General features: G+C 73.8%; 13 protein-coding genes. 3 read left to right on the forward strand and 10 right to left on the reverse strand.

What is annotated here, in order from left to right:
• Positions 1–9 precede the first annotated feature (9 nt).
• The 10 genes from ACFYNX_RS23525 to ACFYNX_RS23570 all read right to left on the reverse strand — a co-directional run bounded on the left by ACFYNX_RS23525 (position 10) and on the right by ACFYNX_RS23570 (position 14,366).
• Positions 10–1,401, reverse strand: a complete 1,392-nt coding sequence (locus tag ACFYNX_RS23525) for an aldehyde dehydrogenase family protein (RefSeq protein WP_388663801.1) — start codon at positions 1,399–1,401, stop codon at positions 10–12.
• Between the two features lie 363 nt (positions 1,402–1,764).
• A complete protein-coding gene (locus ACFYNX_RS23530; protein WP_388663946.1) occupies positions 1,765–2,559 on the reverse strand; it encodes a class F sortase in 795 nt (264 codons plus the stop codon).
• A gap of 55 nt (positions 2,560–2,614) precedes the next feature.
• The gene (locus ACFYNX_RS23535) at positions 2,615–3,337 is read right to left on the reverse strand and encodes a hypothetical protein (protein ID WP_388663803.1); all 723 of its coding nucleotides are present in this window, start codon (positions 3,335–3,337) and stop codon (positions 2,615–2,617) included.
• A 144-nt stretch (positions 3,338–3,481) separates the two neighbouring features.
• A complete protein-coding gene (locus ACFYNX_RS23540; RefSeq protein WP_388663805.1) occupies positions 3,482–4,879 on the reverse strand; it encodes a CitMHS family transporter in 1,398 nt (465 codons plus the stop codon).
• A 232-nt stretch (positions 4,880–5,111) separates the two neighbouring features.
• Complete coding sequence (locus ACFYNX_RS23545) at positions 5,112–7,313, reverse strand: molybdopterin-dependent oxidoreductase (RefSeq protein WP_388663807.1); 2,202 nt, start codon at positions 7,311–7,313, stop codon at positions 5,112–5,114.
• A gap of 169 nt (positions 7,314–7,482) precedes the next feature.
• The gene (locus ACFYNX_RS23550) at positions 7,483–9,027 is read right to left on the reverse strand and encodes a flavin-containing monooxygenase (protein WP_388663809.1); all 1,545 of its coding nucleotides are present in this window, start codon (positions 9,025–9,027) and stop codon (positions 7,483–7,485) included.
• 67 nt (positions 9,028–9,094) lie between these two features.
• On the reverse strand, positions 9,095–9,877 hold the full coding sequence (locus ACFYNX_RS23555) for a TetR family transcriptional regulator (RefSeq protein ID WP_388663811.1): 783 nt from the start codon (positions 9,875–9,877) through the stop codon (positions 9,095–9,097).
• Between the two features lie 36 nt (positions 9,878–9,913).
• Entirely contained in the window at positions 9,914–11,245 is a 1,332-nt protein-coding gene (locus tag ACFYNX_RS23560) for a hypothetical protein (protein WP_388663813.1), read from the reverse strand.
• Entirely contained in the window at positions 11,242–12,060 is an 819-nt protein-coding gene (locus tag ACFYNX_RS23565) for a hypothetical protein (RefSeq protein WP_388663815.1), read from the reverse strand. Before ACFYNX_RS23565 ends, ACFYNX_RS23560 begins: the two co-directional genes overlap by 4 nt.
• Entirely contained in the window at positions 12,057–14,366 is a 2,310-nt protein-coding gene (locus ACFYNX_RS23570; protein ID WP_388663817.1) for a right-handed parallel beta-helix repeat-containing protein, read from the reverse strand. The genes ACFYNX_RS23565 and ACFYNX_RS23570 overlap by 4 nt, the downstream gene beginning before the upstream one ends.
• Before the next feature lie 151 nt (positions 14,367–14,517).
• On the opposite strand from ACFYNX_RS23570, the gene hmgA reads away from it, so the two are divergent.
• Genes hmgA through ACFYNX_RS23585 form a run of 3 tightly spaced genes read left to right on the forward strand, consistent with a single transcriptional unit; the run spans position 14,518 to position 17,885 of the window.
• A complete protein-coding gene (gene hmgA / locus ACFYNX_RS23575; protein ID WP_365540070.1) occupies positions 14,518–15,840 on the forward strand; it encodes a homogentisate 1,2-dioxygenase in 1,323 nt (440 codons plus the stop codon).
• Positions 15,841–15,878: 38 nt separating this feature from the next.
• Complete coding sequence (locus tag ACFYNX_RS23580; RefSeq protein WP_388663820.1) at positions 15,879–16,628, forward strand: GntR family transcriptional regulator; 750 nt, start codon at positions 15,879–15,881, stop codon at positions 16,626–16,628.
• A gap of 33 nt (positions 16,629–16,661) precedes the next feature.
• Positions 16,662–17,885 carry a type ISP restriction/modification enzyme gene (locus ACFYNX_RS23585; protein WP_388663822.1) on the forward strand — a complete coding sequence of 408 codons (1,224 nt, stop codon included), beginning with the start codon at positions 16,662–16,664 and terminating at the stop codon, positions 17,883–17,885.
• Positions 17,886–17,921: the final 36 nt, after the last annotated feature.

Here is a 17,921-nt window from a genome sequence, read left to right on the forward strand (position 1 = left end):
CGAACGGGCTCAGAACTGGAGGGACTTGGTCTGGAGGTACTCGGCGAGGCCGTGCGCTCCCAGCTCGCGGCCGACGCCGGACTGCTTGTAGCCGCCGAAGGGGGCCAGCGGGTTGAAGCGGCCGCCGTTGATGTCGACCTGGCCGGTGTCCATGCGGCGGGCGAAGGCGACGGCCTCCTCGGGGTCGCCCCAGACGGCCCCGGCGAGGCCGTAGACGGTGCCGTTGGCGAGGGCGAGGGCCTCCTCCTCGTCCTCGTACTTCAGGAGCGAGACGACCGGTCCGAAGATCTCCTCCTGGGCGATGGTCATGTCCGGGGTGACGTCGGCGAAGACGGTCGGGGAGACGTAGTAGCCGGTCTCGCGCGGGGCCTCGGGGCCGCCGGCGACGAGCCGGGCGCCCTCCTCGATCCCCTTCTCGATGTAGCCGCGGACGCGCTCCTGCTGCTTGGCGTTGACCAGCGGGCCGACGCGCTCGCCGGGGACGTACTTGGCGACGGCCTCGGCGGCGAGCGCCACCGCCTCCTCGTACCGGTCGGCGGGGATCAGCATGCGGGTCCAGGCGCTGCACGTCTGGCCGGAGTTGGACATGACGTTGGCGACGCCGACGGCGACGGCCTTGGGCAGGTCGGCGCTCGGCAGGATGACGTTGGCGGACTTGCCGCCGAGTTCGAGGGCGACCCGCTTGACCGCGCCGCCCGCGAGGGCGCCGATGCGGCGGCCGACGGCGGTGGAGCCGGTGAAGGAGACGAGGTCGACGTCCGGGTGCTCGGCGAGCGCCTGGCCCGCGACCGGGCCGAGGCCGGTGACCAGGTTGAAGACGCCGGCGGGCAGGCCCGCCTCGTGGACGGCCTCGGCGAAGAGCTGCGCGGTGAGCGGGGTGTCCTCGGCGGGCTTGAGGACGGTGGTGCAGCCGGCGGCGAGGGCCGGGGCGACCTTGGCGACGATCTGGTGGAGCGGGTAGTTCCAGGGGGTGATCGCGGCGACGACGCCGACCGGCTCGGCGTAGACGGTGGAGTTGCCGACCTTCTCCTCGAAGGGGTGGGTGGCGGCGAGTTCGGCGTACGTGCCGGCGACGGCGATCGGCAGTCCGGCGTGGACGGCGGCGGCGAGCTGTGGCGGGGCGCCGAGCTCGGCGGTGACGGTGGCGGCGATCTCCTGCGCGCGGGCGGCGAGCGCGTCGCGCAGGGCGGCGATGCGGGCGGAGCGCTCGGCGGGCGGGGTGGCGGCCCAGGCGGGCAGCGCGGCGCGGGCGGCGCGTACGGCGGCGTCGACGTCCTCGGCGGTGCCGGCCGGGACGTGGCCGATGACCTGCTCGTCCGCCGGGTTGACCACGGCGATGGTCTCCGTGGAGGAGGCGGGGCGCCACTCCCCGCCGATGTACATCGCGTCGTGCGCCTTCATCCCTGTCTCCTCACGTTACCGACGGGTCCGTCGCCCACCCAAACTAGCGCCGTTAGTTTTCCGGCGCCAGGGTGGCGGGGCGTGCCCCGGGTCTCAGTCCGGGGTTCCGGTCACGGAGTCGGTCCGGGGTTCCGGTACGGAGCCGGTCCCGGGTTTCGGTACGGAGTCGATCGTGCCGCTCCGGGCCCGGTGCCGTCCATGGCGGGACCGGGCAGACGGGGAGGGCCGGAACCGGGCCGTTCCGCCTTGCCGCCCGGCGGGCAGCCGTTCGGACATGCCGCCGCGCCCGGCGGGCGCGCGCCGGGTGGCGCGGCCCGCCGGGCGCGGCGGGAGGGGCCGACGGAGCGCCTGGGATCCGGGGCGTCAGATCTTCTGGGCGATGTCGGTGAGGTGGGCGAAGACGACGATGTTGGCGTCGTACCCCGTCTTGCGGTCGAAGGCTCCGCCGCAGGTGAGCAGCCGCAGTTCGGGCCGCCCGGTGGCGCCGTACACCTCCTTGTCGGGGAAGTCGTCCTTGGCGTACGTCTTGACGCGGTCGACCGTGAAGACGGCGACCTTGCCGTCGGCGCGGGCGACCCGGACGGTGTTGCCGGGGTTGAGCACGCCGAGGTTGAGGAAGACCGCGGGTCCGGTGCGGGTGTCCCGGTGACCGACGACGACGGCGGTCCCGCGCTCGCCGGGCGTGGGCCCCTTGGCGTACCAGCCGACGATCCTGGGGTTGTCGACCGGCGGGGCGGCGAGCCGTCCCTCGGCGTCGAGGCCGAGGTCGGTCACGGGCGCCTCGATGGTGATGGCCGGGACGGCGACGGTGGTGGGACGCGAGCGGGGAAGCGACGCGGGGGCCTGCCGGGACGTGTCCTTCGGCCGTGGTGCGGTCTTCGGCGCGGGCGCGGCCTTCGAGGGGGCGGCCTTCGGGGAGGGCCCGCCCTTCGGAGAGGGGACGCTCCCCGAGGGGGGCGTGCGCTCCGGCGGGGCCTCGGGCTTCGCCTTGTGGTCCAGGGCGGCCGGCGCTCCGGCCGCCGGGGCGGCCCCGGCGGCCGCCCCCTCCACCCCGGCGCCGCCGGCCTGGCCGGCCACCGGGGCGGAGGCGAGGGACGGGGCGGCGGGCTCCTCGTCACCCGCCCACCAGAAGCCCCCGACCACCAGGACCACGACCACCGTCACGGTCCTGGCGAGCCGGAACAGGCGCCGCCGCCTGCGCGTGATGCGGGACCTACGCGGCGCCATCGTTGCGGCGGCGCGAGCGGCGGATCATGACCAGTCCGGCCGTGCCGGCGAGACCGGCGGCGACGGCCGCCCCGACGCCGAACGCGGAGGAGTCCTCGGCCGCGGCGAGCTCCACGCTGCCGCCGCCGCCCGCGCCCACCGCGCCCTGCGGGGGACGGCCCTGGCCGCTGCCGGACCAGTTGCCGCCGTTGTTGGCGGTGCCGCCGTTGTTGTTGCCGGACCAGTTGTCGTTGGCGCCGGAGTTGTTGTGGCCGGCGTTGTTGTTCGGTCCGTTGCCCGGCCGTCCGCCCGGCCCGTTGCCGTGGCAGTCGACCGTGAAGACCTTCTGCTTGCCGGTGGCGGCGGCGCCCGGGAAGGTCCAGGTGACCCGGTACTGCCCCTCGGGCAGCGACAGCGTGCTGCTGTGGCCCATGCCGGTGTTCAGCGCGACGCGGCCGTTGAGGCTGGGGACCTCCGGACGGGGCGGCTGCGGGGTGATCTCCCAGGTCACCTCGTCGAGGATGTCGAAGTTGAAGGCCGCGAGGTAGAACTTGCAGACCCTCGCCTCGTCGTTCAGGTCGCCGTAGGGGGTGCCGACCTTGTGGACCTTGATGTCGCCGTTGTCGCCGGGGGCGGCGACCGCGGACGGGGCGCCGGCGAGGGCGAGGCCGCCGAAGGCGGCCGTGGCCGCGAGGGTGGCGGCGAGGGGGCGGAGAGCACGAGCAGGCATGCGGGTTCCTCCAGGAAAGGACATGTCGGGTGTTTCAACCGATAATCCGACTATCAGTCATCACATGAATGCGGAGGGTGGCGACATGCTCGTGTCGATCTCCGAGTCGCCCGTCCGGCTCAGAGACCGCCGGCCCCGGTCCCGTCAGACGATCCCGAAGAGGACCGCCGCCGCCAGGACGACCAGCGAGGTCAGCGCGGCCCACTTCACCGTGAACCTGGTGTGGTCACCGAACTCCACCTTCGCCATGCCCACGAGCACGTACACCGCCGGCACCAGCGGGCTCGACATGTGCAGGGCCTGGCCGACGATCGACGCCCGGGCGATCTCCAGGGACGACACGCCGTGGGCGGCGCCCGCCTCCGCGAGGACCGGCAGCACGCCGAAGTAGAAGCCGTCGTTCGACATGAAGTAGGTGAGCGGGAGGCTCAGCACACCGGTGACCAGGCCCATGTGCGGCCCCATGCCCTCGGGGATCGCGCCGACGAGCCAGTCCGCCATGTGCTTGACCATGCCCGTGCCGGTGAGGACGCCGGTGAAGACGGCGGCGGCGAAGACCATGCCGGAGACGTTGAGGACGTTCTCGGCGTGGGCGGCGATGCGGGCCTTCTGCTCGGCCATGTCCGGGTAGTTGACGGTGAGCGCGAGGGCGGCGCCGAGGAGGAACAGCACCGGGATCGGCAGCAGTTCGAGGATCATCGCGGTGAGCAGCGCGACCGTCAGACCGGCGTTGAACCAGTACAGCCGGGGCCGGAGCGTGGCACGCTCCGGGTCGAGCCCCTGGAACCCGTCGCCGTCACCGTCCCCCTCTCCCGTACCGGCCTGGGCGGCGCCTCCGCGACCGGCCGCCTTACCGCCCCCGTTCCCGCCCCCGGCCGCGACCAGCACCGTGTCGGTCTCCGGCACCAGGACCTCGCCGAGCGTGAGGTAGCCGATGCGCTTGCGCTCGCGGCGGCCGAGGACGTACGCGAGGGAGAAGACGAAGAGCAGGCCCACGCCGAGCGCGGGGATCATCGGCACGAAGATGTCGGCGGCGTCCAGTTTCAGAGCGGTCGCGGCGCGGGCGGTGGGGCCGCCCCAGGGCAGGGTGTTCATGACGCCGTTGGCGGTGGCGGCGACGCCCGTCATGACGACCAGGCTCATCCCGAGCCGCTTGTAGAGCGGATACATCGCCGAGACGGTGATCATGAAGGTGGTGGAGCCGTCGCCGTCCAGGGAGACGATCGCGGCGAGCACCGCGGTGCCCACGACGATCCGCACGGGGTCGGCCTTGCAGAAGCGCAGGATGCCCCGGACGATCGGGTCGAAGAGACCGACGTCGATCATGACGCCGAAGTAGACGATCGCGAACATCAGCATCGCGGCCGTCGGCGCCAGGTTGCCGACGCCGTCGATGACGTAGTCACCGAGCCGGGCGCCCTGCCCGACCGCGACGCAGAAGAGCGCGGGGATCAGCACGAGCGCCGCGATCGGCGACATCTTCTTCGTCATGATCAGGACCAGGAAGGTCGCGATCATGACGAAGCCGAGGACGGTCAGCATGGAGGACACCTCACGTTCACCCTTGAACTGCCGCCGAGCGGCGGTCCGGATGACGGTAGGTGCCCCCTTCCGCCGTTAACAAGGTGTTGACGCGTGAGCAATACGAGCAAAACCCCAGGTCAACAAAGGGGTACGGCGCGAAGGCGCGGCGGGGCGCCACTCAGGATCACGGCAGGGCGGCGTCCGGTTCGCGGCAGGATGATGTCCGGTTCACGGCAGGACGGCGTCCGGTTCACGGCAGCGGCGACACCTCGACGGGGAAGCCGTTGAGCACGGCGGTGCCGGAGAGGGGGTCGATCCGCGTCCCGTCGAGCAACTGGTTGACGTTGACGCCGGGGCGGGCGGACGCCACGGCGAGCCGGGTGCCCGCCCGGTCGTGGCCCCAGCCGTGCGGGAGGCTCACCACGCCCGGGCGCACCCCGTCGGTGACCTCGACCGGCACCTCCAGCTCACCGCCCTCCCCCTTGACCCGGGCGAGCCCGCCGTCGGTCAGCCGCAACCGGTCCGCGTCCCGGGGGTGCACCTGGAGGGTGCAGCGGTTCGAACCGCCGCCGAGCGCGGGGGTGTTGTGCAGCCAACTGTTGTTCGAGCGCAGGTGCCTGCGCCCGACGAGCCGGAGGGCGTCCGGGTCGGGTACGGCGTCGAGCGCGGCGCGCAGCCGGGGCAGGTCGGCGGCGAGGGGCGCGGGAAGGAGTTCGATCCGTCCGCTGCGGGTCTTGAGGAGCTGGGGCAGCCGGGGCTTCAGCGGTCCGAGGTCGATGCCGTGCGGGTGCGCCTTCACCTCGTCGAGGGTGAGCCCGTACGGGCCGAGCCGCAGCATCAGGTCGAGCCGCCGCTCGGCCCCGGTGTCCCCGGAGAGCCGGGCCGCGAACTCCTCGGGGTCGGCGCCGTACGCCGGCGAGTGCTCCTGCGTCACGGCCTTGGCGAGGGTCGTGCGGATGGCGAGGTCGTCCACGGCGGAGGGCGGCGCGCCGTGGAGGCCCGAGACGGCGAGGACCAGCCGGGCGTGGATCTCGCACTCGTCCATCCGGTCCGCTTCGAGGGGGACGGCCGCCGGGGTGTGGCGGACCTGGTCCCGGACGGCGAACCCGTTGAAGGCGAAGTCGAAGTGGGCGCTCCGGGAGGGCGGGGGCGGGGGCAGCAGGACGTCGGCGTGACGGGTGGTCTCGTTGAGGTACGGGTCGACGGCGACCATGAGGTCGAGGGAGCCGAGGGCCGCGTCGAGGCGGTCTCCGTCGGGGGCGGACAGGACGGGGTTGGCGGCGATGGTGACGAGGGCGCGGACACGCCCCTCCCCCGGGGTCTCGATCTCCTCGGCGAGCGCGACCAGCGGCAACTCCCCCTTCACCTCGGGGTGGTGCGAGACCCGGCTGTGCCGGCGGCCGAGGGCGAAGCCCCTGCCGGGCCCGGCGGGGCGCGGGGCGGGCGCGGTGGCGGAGAGCGGGAAGAGCGCGCCGCCGGGCCGGTCGAGGTTGCCGGTGAGGACGTTGAGGACGTCGACCAGCCAGTTGGCGAGGGTGCCGTACGCCACGGTGGAGCTGCCCATCCGCCCGTAGACGGCGGCGGTGGGCGCGGCGGCGAGCTCCCGGGCGAGGGTGCGGATGGTGGCGGCGTCCACGTCGCAGGCGGCGGCGACCGCTTCGGGGCTGAACTCCCGTACCGCGTCCCGTACCCCCTCGACGCCCTCGACGTGGGCGTCGAGCGGTCCGAGGTCGGTGAGGTCCTCCGCGAAGAGGGTGTGGACGAGGGCGGCGAGGAGCAGGGCGTCGGCGCCGGGGCGGATCGCGACGTGCCGGTCGGCGAGGCGCGCGGTGCGGGTGCGCCGGGGATCGACGACGGTGAGGGTGCCGCCGCGCCTGCGGAGCGTCTTGAGCCGGCCGGGGAAGTCGGGGGCGGTGCACAGGCTGCCGTTGGAGTCCAGCGGATTGGCGCCGAGCATCAGCAGGTGGTCGGTGCGGTCCAGGTCCGGCACGGGGACGGCGAGGGGGTCCCCGAAGAGCAGGCCGCTGGAGACGTGCTTGGGCATCTGGTCGAGCGTGGACGCCGTGAAGAGGTTCCTGGTGCGCAGCGCGCCGACGAGCAGGGGCGGGTAGAGGGCTCCGGCGATCGTGTGCACATTGGGGTTGCCCAGGACGATACCCACCGCGTCCGGCCCGTACTCCTCGACGATCGGACGGATTCGGGCGGCGATCGTGTCGAAGGCCTCGGCCCAGTCGACCTCGCGCAGTTCGCCGTCCTTGCGGACCAGGGGGCGGCGGAGCCGGTCCGGGTCGGCGTCGACCTCGGGGAACGCGGCGCCCTTGGGACAGACGAACCCCTTGCTGAACACGTCGTCGCGGTCGCCGCGCGCGCCGGTGACCCGGGTCCCTTCGATCGTCAGGGTGAGTCCGCAGGTCGCTTCGCAGAGGGGGCAGATGCGCAGGGCGGTGGACATGGCGTCTCCCTGGGTGCGTCGGGTGGCGCCGAGCATACCGACCGGTAGGGAGGCTGGGGAGGGGGATGCTCGTACCCCTCACATCGCGTGCCGGGAAGCGGTCGTGGCAGCACGGACGGCCTGGGTCCCGGCCTCGGGCTCACCTCCGGCCCCGGCTTCGGGCTCGTCTTCAGCCCCCGGCACCGGGCTCACCTTCGGCCTCGGTGCCGGGCTCACCTTCAACCTCGGTGCCGGCGCCGGCCCGGGTGAAGTGCAGTTCCGGGTCGACGACGCTGTCGGCGCGGAGCAGTCTGACGTCCGAGTGGTAGTCCATCGAGGTCAGCCACGGCATCCGGTCGCCCTGCCGGGGCAGTCGGTCGACCGCGCGCCGGATGTAACCGGCGCCGAAGTCGAGGAAGGGCCGGGTCGGCATCGCCGGATCGGCCGGCTCCGGCCGGCAGATGTCGTGGCCGGAGGCGTCCATGTGGGCGAGGAGCCGGCAGAAGTGCTCGCACAGCAGGCCGACCTTGAGCGTCCAGGAGCTGTTGGTGTAGCCGATCGAGAAGGCGAGGTTGGGCACCCCGGAGAGCATCACGCCCTTGTAGGCGACGGTGTCGGAGGGGCGGACCTCCTCGCCGTCGACGGTGATCCGGATCCCGCCGAACGCCTGCACGTTCAGACCGGTCGCGGTGACGACGACATCGGCCCCGAGTTCGCGGCCGGACTCGAGCCGTACCCCGTCCTCGGTGAAGGTGGCGATCCGGTCGGTGACGACCGAGGCCTTTCCGGCGCGGACGGCCTTGAACAGGTCCCCGTCGGGCGCGGCGCACAGACGCTGGTCCCAGGGGTCGTACGGCGGGTTGAAGTGCTCGTCGACCGGATACCCCTCGGGAAGCTGTCGGGCGTTGACCCAGCGGATGAACCGGCGCGCGGCCTTCGGGTACCGCCGGCAGAAGGACCAGACGAAGCGCTGCTGGGCGATGTTCTTGCGCCGGGTCAGCGCGTGGCCCCGCTCCTGCCCGAGGTACTTCTTCAGGGCGTTGGCGATCACGTCGTTCTTCGACACCGGCATGATGTACGACGGGGTCCGCTGGAGCATCGTCACGTGCGCGGCGGTCCCGGCCATCGCGGGCAGCAGCGTGACCGCGGTGGCGCCGCTGCCGATCACCACCACCCGCTTGCCGGCGTGGTCGAGGTCCTCGGGCCAGTGCTGCGGGTGCACGATCGTGCCGCGGAAGCGCTCCCGGCCCTCGAAGTGCGGCGTGTACCCCTGGTCGTAGCGGTAGTAGCCGCTCGCGCAGAACAGCCAGGAGCACGTCAGCGTCGTCCGTTCTCCGGTGTCGGTGCGTTCGACGTGCACCGTCCACCGCGCCCGGTCGCTCGACCAGGACGCGGAGAGCACCTTGCGGTGGTGGCGGATGTGGGCGTCGAGGCCGTTCTCGGCCACGGTCTCGCGCAGGTACGACAGGATCCGGGGCGCGTCGGCGACGGACTGCTCGTCCCGCCACGGCTTGAACTCGTAGCCGAAGGTGTGCAGGTCCGAGTCGGACCGGATCCCCGGATAGCGGAACAGGTCCCAGGTCCCGCCGGAGGCCGCCCGGGCCTCCAGGATCGCGAAGGTCTTCGACGGCAGTGCGGTCTTCAGGTGGCGACCGGCCCCGATGCCGGAGATCCCGGCGCCGACGACCAGGACGTCGAGGTGTTCGGCGACGGGCGGAGCCGAGGAGGCGGACATGGGTGACGACTCCGGAGGACGAGGAAACTGGGACGGACGGGGTGGGCGGGACGGGTGACTGCCGCCGCTACGAGAGGGAGGGCGCCAGGTACGCGTAGAGGAGGAGCCGGGTCTCGTGGACGAGCGCCGGATCCCCGGCGGGGTCCGTGCGGAAGGCGAGCCGGACGAGGGCGTCGGCGGTCTCGACCCCGACGAGCACCTTCCGGTGGAGCTCCTCGTCGGCGGGGCGGCCCAGATGGGCGGCGAGGAGGCCGCAGATCCGCTCGGCGACGAGCCGATTGGGATCCTCGGACTCGCGGCGCGAGCCGCCCTCGCCGTCACGCTCGCTGTCGCCGTCACCCTCGCTGCCGCCGTCACCCTCGCTGCCGCTGTCGCTGCCGGCGTCACCGTCGTCGGCGTCTCCCCCGGTGCCGGAAGCCTCGTCGGAGGCGCTGCCGGAGACCTCCCCGGGCGCGGCGGCGGGCACGCCGAAGTCGACGAGGGCGAAGCCCGGAACGGTCCGCTTCATCGCGATGAACTCGTCGAGGACGCCGTCGATGGCCCCGTACGCGTCGAGGGGCGGCGTCGCGGCGAGCCGCTCGGAGACCCGCTCGGCGTACCGGTCGAGGTTGCGGAGGGCGAGGGCCGCGACCATCGCCCGCTTGTTGCCGAAGAAGCGGTAGACGGAGCCGATGGGCACGCCGGCGCGGGCGGCGACGGCCCGGGTGCTCAGCCGCTCGTATCCGGTCTCGTCGAGGAGTACGGCGCAGGCGTCGAGGATCCGGGCGAGCCGCTCGGCGCTGCGCTGCTGCACGGGGGCGCGGCGGAGCGCCGGAGCGGTCTGGGGGCGGGTCTGGGACACGGGGTCCATGATGCCGCTCCGGCGGGGACGGGCGAAGCCGGGGCCTCAGGCGACGAGGAGGCCGATGCCTCCGAGGGTGTACGCGATCATCAGCACGAACAGGGGGAGTTGGCCCGCCACGGCCCGGGCCGGCGGGAAGAGGCGCACGGACCGGTCGTGGGCGGCGACGACGCCGAGGACGTGACCGGTGACGACGGCGGCGACCTGGAGGGTCGCGAGACCGCCGGGACTCAGGGGCGGGGCGGGCGAGGGGGCGTTGTCAGTGCCCCCTGCCATGATTACCGTACGTGGAAATTCGGTGACTAGGAGTGAGAAGTAGTGGGCAGTGAGATAGCCGAGGGCGATGGGCAGCAGGGAGTGGGCGAAGGAGGTGAGGGGGGTGGTGAGTTCGCGGTCCGCCAGACGCAGGGCGCCGGCGCAGAGGCCGTAGCAGGCGGCGGCGAGGAGCACGGCGGTGAGGAGGCCGAGGGTGGCGGTGGGGACGGGACCGAGGGGTGAGGTCTGGAGGGTGGTGATCCAGCGGGGGTTGTCGGAGAGGCCGTCGTAGGCGGTGGAGCCGAGGAGGACGCAGACGGTGGCGACGAGGCCGGGGACGCGGGGCGTGGAGTCGAGACCGTTGAAGGGGGAACGCAGGACCAGCCGGCCGTCGGCGCGGCGGCCGAGCGGGGAGAGCCGGGCGAGGAGGGAGGAGTACACCTCGAAGGGGTCGGCGTGGGCGAACCAGCGGCCGCCGTAGCGGGCGGCGCCCAGCAGGTGGACGCCTGCGTGGAGGGCGAGGGCGATCAGGAGGGTGGTGCGGGAGGTGTTGTCGGGGGCGACGAGTTCGAGCCAGGTGAAGAGGAGGAGACCCACGGCGGCGGGGCGGATGCCGAGGGCGGCGGGCAGCGGGCGGGGATTCCGCGGCGGGTGGAGGGCGTGGAGGGCGCGCAGGGGGTTGAGCAGGCGCCAGACGGGGCCGAGGAGGAGGGAGGCGGGGACGAGTCCGACCCAGAGGAGGACGTAGAGGGCGCCGGGAGCGGGGTTGCGGTCCGGGTCGTCGGGGCCGAGGAGGAGGTGGAGGAGGAAGACGAGGGCGAGGGCGGCGCCGAGGAGACGGAGGGCGGCGCGGGTGGGCGGGGCGTCGGCGGCCCGTTGGAGGGCGGCGGGGAGCGGGCGTCCGGCCAGGTCGCCCCGGAAACGGGAGGAGGACCAGAGCAGGCCGAGGGCGAGGAAGGAGACGAGGAGCGCGGTGAAGGCGCCGGCGTAGGCGTAGAAGGGGGAGAGGGGGAGGTCGTGCCGGGAGCCCACACCGTGGGCGAGGACCCGGGCGGGGACAAGAGCGGGAACGAGAACGGGGACGGGGACGGGGGTGAGGAGCTGGACGAGGGTCGTGGTCATCGGACGACGAGTTGGGTCAGCACGAGTCCGGAACCGTGCGTCTCGACCTCGAAGAGGCCGGTGCGGTCCGCGGTGAGGGTGAGGGTGGCGGGCGTGCCGGAGAAGAGCGGCAGTTCACGGTCGTAGCCGTGGACGTGGAGGGTGTCGTCACGGTCGCTGGTGACGCGGAGGGTGAGGCGTTCGCCCTTCTTCAATGCGATGCGGGAGGGAGGTGGTTGGACGGTCTTTCCGGTGACGGTGAGGGTGACGGTCCGGCCGGGTGCGGTGGGACGGGGGCTCGGCGGGGCGGACGTGGCGGGGGCCCCGGCCAGGGGGACGGTGGTCTGGACGGGGGCGCCGTCGACGGCCCAGACGGTGTGGTCGTCCGCGTGGAGCCGGACGGTCAGGGTGCGGGCGCCGGCCGGTACGTACCCCCAGGGGCCGTAGAGGCGGCCGGTCTCACGGCCGTCGACCAGGAGGCGGGCGTGGCCACGGCCCGGGACGGCCGCGCCGCCGGTGCTCTCCGGAGTGAAGAGGAACCTCTCCACGGTGAGGTGGACGTTCCAGCCGCCCTCGGAGTCGGGGCGGACCTCGGCCCGGACGGTGGGCGCTTCCGCCGCGGGAAGCTCCCTGAGCCGGTGCCCGCCGGTCTCGTCCCGGGCCGGCAGCAGGGTGCCGCTGCCGCCGGTGGCCTCCTGGTGGCCGGTGCCGGGCTTGTGGTGGGTGGTGGGCCGGCCGCCGCAGCCCGCGAGGACCGGCACGGCGGCCAGGGCGAGCGCCAGGCAGAGGCCGGCGAACCTGCGTCCGAGGGACGGCGCCCCGAGTACGCGCGTCACGCGGGCCCCTCCTTGTGGCGCGGACGGGCGTCGGGGGCCTGCGGGGGCACGGGGCCGGGGCTGGAGGCCGGGCCGGGACCGGAGACCGGGCTGGGGCTGGGGCTGGAGGTGGAGCTGGGGCCGGGGCTGGAGGTCGGGCCGGGGCTGGAAGTGGAGGCGGGGGCGGGGGCGCCACCGGGTCCGGCCACTGCGTCCCCGGGCTCGGCCGACTCTCCAGCAGGCCCTCCAACCGACCCCGTGGCAGGCCTTCTTGCCCTCCCTCCTCCCGTTCCCTCTCCCGCCCCTCCTCCCGTCCCTCCGGCCGGAAGGCGAGCCCCCGTTGCCACCACGGACCAGAGGACCCAGACGACGCCGAGGAGGAGGCGGAGCCAGGCGGGGCTCACGGGGGTGCCGGGGATCATGAGGACCGCCTTGTCGAAGGCGTCGAGGAGGGTGAGGGCACCGAGGGTCACGGTGGTCAGGGCGAAGGCGGGGCGGGTGGGGCGCAGGGTGAGGCCGAGGAGGGTCCACCAGGCGCCGGTGAGCAGCAGGGCGACGGCCGGGACGGCGGTCGGGGTGAGGGCGAGGGTCGAGCCGGCGACGTCCAGGGCGAGGCCCGCGAGCCCGAGGAGGGTGGCGGCGCCCGCGAGCCGGTTGCCGCGCAGCCATCGCCACCACAGGGCGCCGCCGGTGAGGGCGAGGACGAGGGCGCTGCCGAGGGCGAGTTGGGTCTCGACGCGCTGGAGGCCCCGGGCGCCGTACCAGTCGCAGCCGGCCGGGAGGCGGCGGGCCCGCACGTCGTAGTCGGCGCAGACGAGGAGTTGGGCGAGTTTGACGGGTTCGCCGACGAGGCGGTCGGCGGTGCCGGAGACGTCTCCGCGCCGGGCGCCGCACTCGGGCGGGGCGCCGGGGGTGGTGGCGCCGGCGTCGGCCTGCCAGCAGTTGCCGCCGCCCTGGCCGTCCCACCAGACGTCGGTGCGGTTGGGGCGGGAGGCGCCCGAGCGGTCGACGCCCAGGTGGTTGCCGGCGTAGCGGTTGTGGTGGGAGGTGTCGGTCTGCTTGCCCCAGGCGGATTCGCCGCGGATGAAGGCGGGGACGGCGTTCAGGTAGAAGGCGGTGCGCTGATGGCCGTAGACCCAGTTGTCCTCGTAGAGGTTCCAGTTGCCGCCGGCGGTGATGATGCCGGTGCCGGGCGGCATGGAGATCTGGGGGCAGACGACGCCCTGTTCGTAGCCGCGTTCGACGGGCGGTCTGGCGCAGGTGCCGTCGGCGACGTACGGGTAGTAGTTCTGGTTGTTGTCGTGGATCAGGTTGCGTTCGAAGCGGGCGTGGTTCTGGGGCAGTCCGGGGTGGCCGGGGAAGGCGGAGTCCATGGAGGCGCCGCCCATGTTGTGGTCGAACTCGTTGTCGTGGACCCAGACCGAGTCCCCGGCGGTGCCGGAGTAGCCGACCATGTTGTGGTGGCTGCGGCAGCCGGTGATCTCGATGGAGTGGCGGGGGACGTCGTAGCCGCGGCCGTCGTTGATGTTCGAGGCCGAGCCCGGGTAGATGCCGGAGTCGCCGTTGCCGTAGGACTCGCAGTCCTTGTAGAGGCCGTGGTCGGAGGCGAAGGTGAGGAAGCCGTACTCGTCGTTCCAGCGGGTGAGGACGTCGTCGATGACGAAGCCGTCGGCGGCGAGGACGTACAGCGAGTTGAAGGTGGTGCGCTGGGCGGTGAAGTTGCGGAAGTAGACGCCGTCGGAGCCGTCGGCCCGGATCGCGTTGAGCTTCTGGTACTTGGCGTCGATGACGACGTCGAGGCGGGAGGCGCCGGTGCCCTCGATCTGGAGGTCCTTCTTGCCGAGGATCGCGACCAGGTTCTGGTTGTGCGGGCACTGCCGCTGCTGCTCGTAGCTGAGGATCTGGTAGCCGAGCGCGGAGTCCGGGGCCTCCAGGCGGGCGCAGGCCCCGGTGGGCGGGGGCTGCGAGGGTTCCTCCTCGTAGCGGCCGGGGAGGATCGCGATGGTGAGGCCGGGCCGGTCGACGGCGTCGACGGCCTGTTGGAGATGGCGGTGTCCGGAGGCGGCGCAGCGCTCGAAGAGGGTGAGGTTGCGGGCCTTGAGGGCGGCCGGGAAGCCGGAGATCCGGCGTGCGAAGTCGGCCCGGTCGGTCTTGCAGACGAGGAGGTCGGGTTCGCCCGTGCGGAGCTTCGGCACGCTGCCGGAGCCGTCGGGGAAGGTGACGGGCCGCTCCTCGTGGGCCTGGGCCCCGGGGGCGGCGAAGAGGGCCGCGGCGAGCGCCGCGAGCACGACCGAGAGCGCGAGGACGAACCTTCGGGTCCGGGACATGCGCGTGAGAGTAGAGCAATGTTCATCTTTTTTGACCCCCTCGCGCACACATCGGTCCGCGCCCCGGCGGCCATGCACCGTTGACGTGGAGCGCGCGGAATCCTACGGTCTCCCATAGGATTCCTTTGCGGGCTCAGGACAGGAGCGGGCGATGACCACGGAGCAGGCCAGGAAGACGGCCGAGGCGCTCACCTACAGCACCGGTTTCGGCAACGAGCACAGCTCGGAGGCGATCCCCGGCGCGCTGCCGCACGGCCGCAACTCGCCGCAGCGCGCACCCCTCGGCCTCTACGCCGAGCAGCTCAGCGGCAGCGCCTTCACCGAGCCGCGGACCCACAACCGCCGCTCGTGGCTCTACCGGATCCGCCCGTCGGCCGCGCACCCGCCGTACACCCGGATCGACAACGGGGCGCTGCGCGGCGCCCCGTTCACCGAGACCGTGCCCGACCCCAACCGGCTGCGGTGGAACCCGCTGCCCGACCCGGCGCCGGGCACGGACTGGCTGGCCGGCCTGTGGACGCTCGGCGGCAACGGCGACGCGACCCAGCGCACCGGCATGGCCGTGCACCTCTACCACGCCAACGCCTCCATGGAACGGGTCTTCGGCGACGCGGACGGCGAGCTGCTGATCGTCCCCGAGCGCGGCGGCCTCCTCCTCCGCACCGAGCTCGGCCTGCTCGGCGTCCGCCCCGGCGAGGTCGCCCTGGTCCCGCGCGGGGTCCGCTTCCGCGTCGAGCTGCTCGACGAGACCGCGCGCGGCTACGTCTGCGAGAACTACGGCGCCCCCTTCCAGCTCCCCGACCTCGGCCCGATCGGCGCCAACGGCCTGGCCAACGCCCGGGACTTCCGGGCCCCGGTCGCCGCCTACGAGGACGTCGAGGGCCCGGTCGAGGTGGTAAACAAGTACTGCGGCAACCTCTGGTCCGCGACGTACGGGCACTCCCCGCTGGACGTCGTCGCCTGGCACGGCAACCACACCCCGTACGTCTACGACCTGCACCGCTTCAACGTCATCGGGTCGATCTCCTACGACCACCCCGACCCGTCGATCTTCACGGTGCTCACCTCGCCCTCCGACACCCCGGGGCTCGCGAACGTGGACTTCGTGGCCTTCGCCCCGCGCTGGCTGGTCGGCGAGGACACCTTCCGGCCGCCGTACTTCCACCGGAACGTGATGAGCGAGTACATGGGCCTGATCGAGGGCGCGTACGACGCCAAGACCGCCGGGAAGGGGGGTTTCGTGCCCGGCGGCGGCTCGCTGCACAACATGATGTCCGCGCACGGCCCCGACCGGGAGACCTTCGACCGGGCCAGCGCCGCCGAGCTGAAGCCGCAGAAGATCGACGACGGACTCGCCTTCATGTTCGAGACCCGCTGGCCGGTGACCGCGACCCCGCAGGCCGCGGACGCCGACCACCTGCAGAGGGGGTACGACGACGTGTGGCAGGGTCTGGAGCGCCACTTCCGGCCGTGACGCCGGCCGCACGCCCGTAGCCCCCGTACGGAGGACCCGTGACCGCCTTCGCTCCCGACTCGCTGGTCCTGAACCGCAAGCTGCCGCTCTGGTACCAGGTCTCGCAGTCGCTGCGCGCCTCGATACTGGGCCGCACGTCCGACGCCTCGCTGCGGCTGCCCACCGAGGAGCAGCTCGCCGCCCACTACGGCGTGAGCGTGCTGACCATGCGCCAGGCCCTCAAGGAGCTGGAGGAGGAGGGCCTGATCAGCCGGCACCGGCGGCGCGGCACCTTCATCGAGCCGGGGGCCCGCCGCTCCACCCCGCGCCGGCTGCTGGGCTCGATCGACGCGATCGTGGCCCAGCAGTCGGGCGAGCGGACGACGGTCCTCGGGCACGGCACCGAGCCGGTGCCCGGGGAGCTCGCGGAGTACTTCCCCGACCTGCCCGAGGTCGTGGCGTACCGGCGGCTGCGCAGCGACGGGGAGAGCGGCGAGCCGACGAACTGGGCGGAGAACGCGGTGCTGCCCGAGCTCGCCGCCGCGATCGACCCGGCGGACCTGGAGCGCTGGCCGATGACGAAGGTGCTGCGGGACGTGGTCGGGGTGCGGATCAGCCGCATCACGGACACGGTCGAGGCCCGTCTTGCCGACCCGGAGACGGCGGGCCTGCTCCAGGTCCCGCTGCTCTCCCCGATCCTGCACTACACGGGCGTGACCTACGACGAGGACGGCAGGGTCGTCGACGTGGCCCGCATCCGCTACCGCGGCGACCGCTTCTCCTTCACCGTCACGGTCGAAGCCCACTGACGCGCTGGAGGCGCACCGACGGCGGTCGTTAGCATGCGGGGCGTGACCGATGACGCCCGGCCGCAGGACGCGCCCCTCCTCGACGAGTTGATGCCGTGGTCCGTGGCCCCGCTGCGGTTCGGCCGTTCCTGGATCGTCGCCCCCGACGCGCGGACCCTGCGGACCCGCTGGGACCGGCTCGTGGCCGCCGAGGGGGCCGAGCGGGAGGCGCTGTTCCGGCCCAGCCGGGCGCGGACCCCGGCGAGCGCGGTGGCGGCGCTGCCCGGCCAGCGCACCGGGACCGTGCGGTTCGCGCGCGAGGCGGGCCCGTGCCCGGCGCCGGTGCGGGTGGCGCACGGCCCGTTCGACGAGCAGTGGCTGCTCCCCGACCACCGGCTGATCGACACCGCGCGGCCGGAGCTGTGGCGGGTCGCCGGGGAGCCGCAACTGTTCGCCGTGGAGCAGGGGTACGTGCCGGGGGCGGCCGGGCCCGCGCTCCTGGTGACGGCCGCGCTGCCGGAGGGCCGCTCCCCCGCGGGCCGTCCGGGCCGGATCCGGCCGCTGTTCCGGCGCCCCGGCGGCCACGAGCCCAACCTCGCGCCCGGACTCCTGGACTTCCTCGGGGAGCGGTACGGGGACGGGGCCGACGCCCATGACTGGCTGGCGTGGACGGTGGCGGCGGCCCGCCCCTCCCCCGCCGGGTGCCGCGTCCCGCTCCCCGGCGGCCCGGAGGCCTGGGCGGTGGGCGTGGCGCTCGGCCGGGACCTCCTCGACGCGCAGTCGCGGGGCGCGCTGAGCGGGACGAAGCCCCGGCTTCCGGGCGGCCGCCGCCCCTACGTGCGGGCCGCGGTCCCGGCGCGCCCGACGACGCTGGCGTACGACTCCGAGGACGAGGCGCTGGTCCTCGACGGGGGCCGGATCTCCCCCGTACCGGCGGAGGCCTGGGAGTTCCGGGTGGGCGGGGTGCGGGTCCTGGAGCAGTGGTTCGCGCACCGGACCGCTCCGGCGGAGCCCGGCTCCCTGGAGGCGATCGGGCCGGCCGCCTGGCCGCAGGAGTGGACCTCGGAGCTGCTCGACCTGATCACCGTGCTCGCGCTGCTGGGAGCGCGGGAGCCGGAGCGGGCGGCCTTCGCGGCGGGGGCGGCGGAGGGCGGGGCGGAAGGCGCGGCGGCCCTGCGCGCCGCCGGAGTACTGCCGCCGCCCGCCCGGGCCCGCCGCCCCGCGTCCGTACTGGACCACCGGGAGGAGGGCCCGGAGGGGCAGTTCATGCTCCTGTGACCGGGGACGGGGACGGGAGTGGAGGCGGAGGCGGAG

Source organism: Streptomyces sp. NPDC007872, assembly GCF_042868165.1.
In the GTDB taxonomy this organism is placed as follows: Bacteria; Actinomycetota; Actinomycetes; order Streptomycetales; family Streptomycetaceae; genus Streptomyces.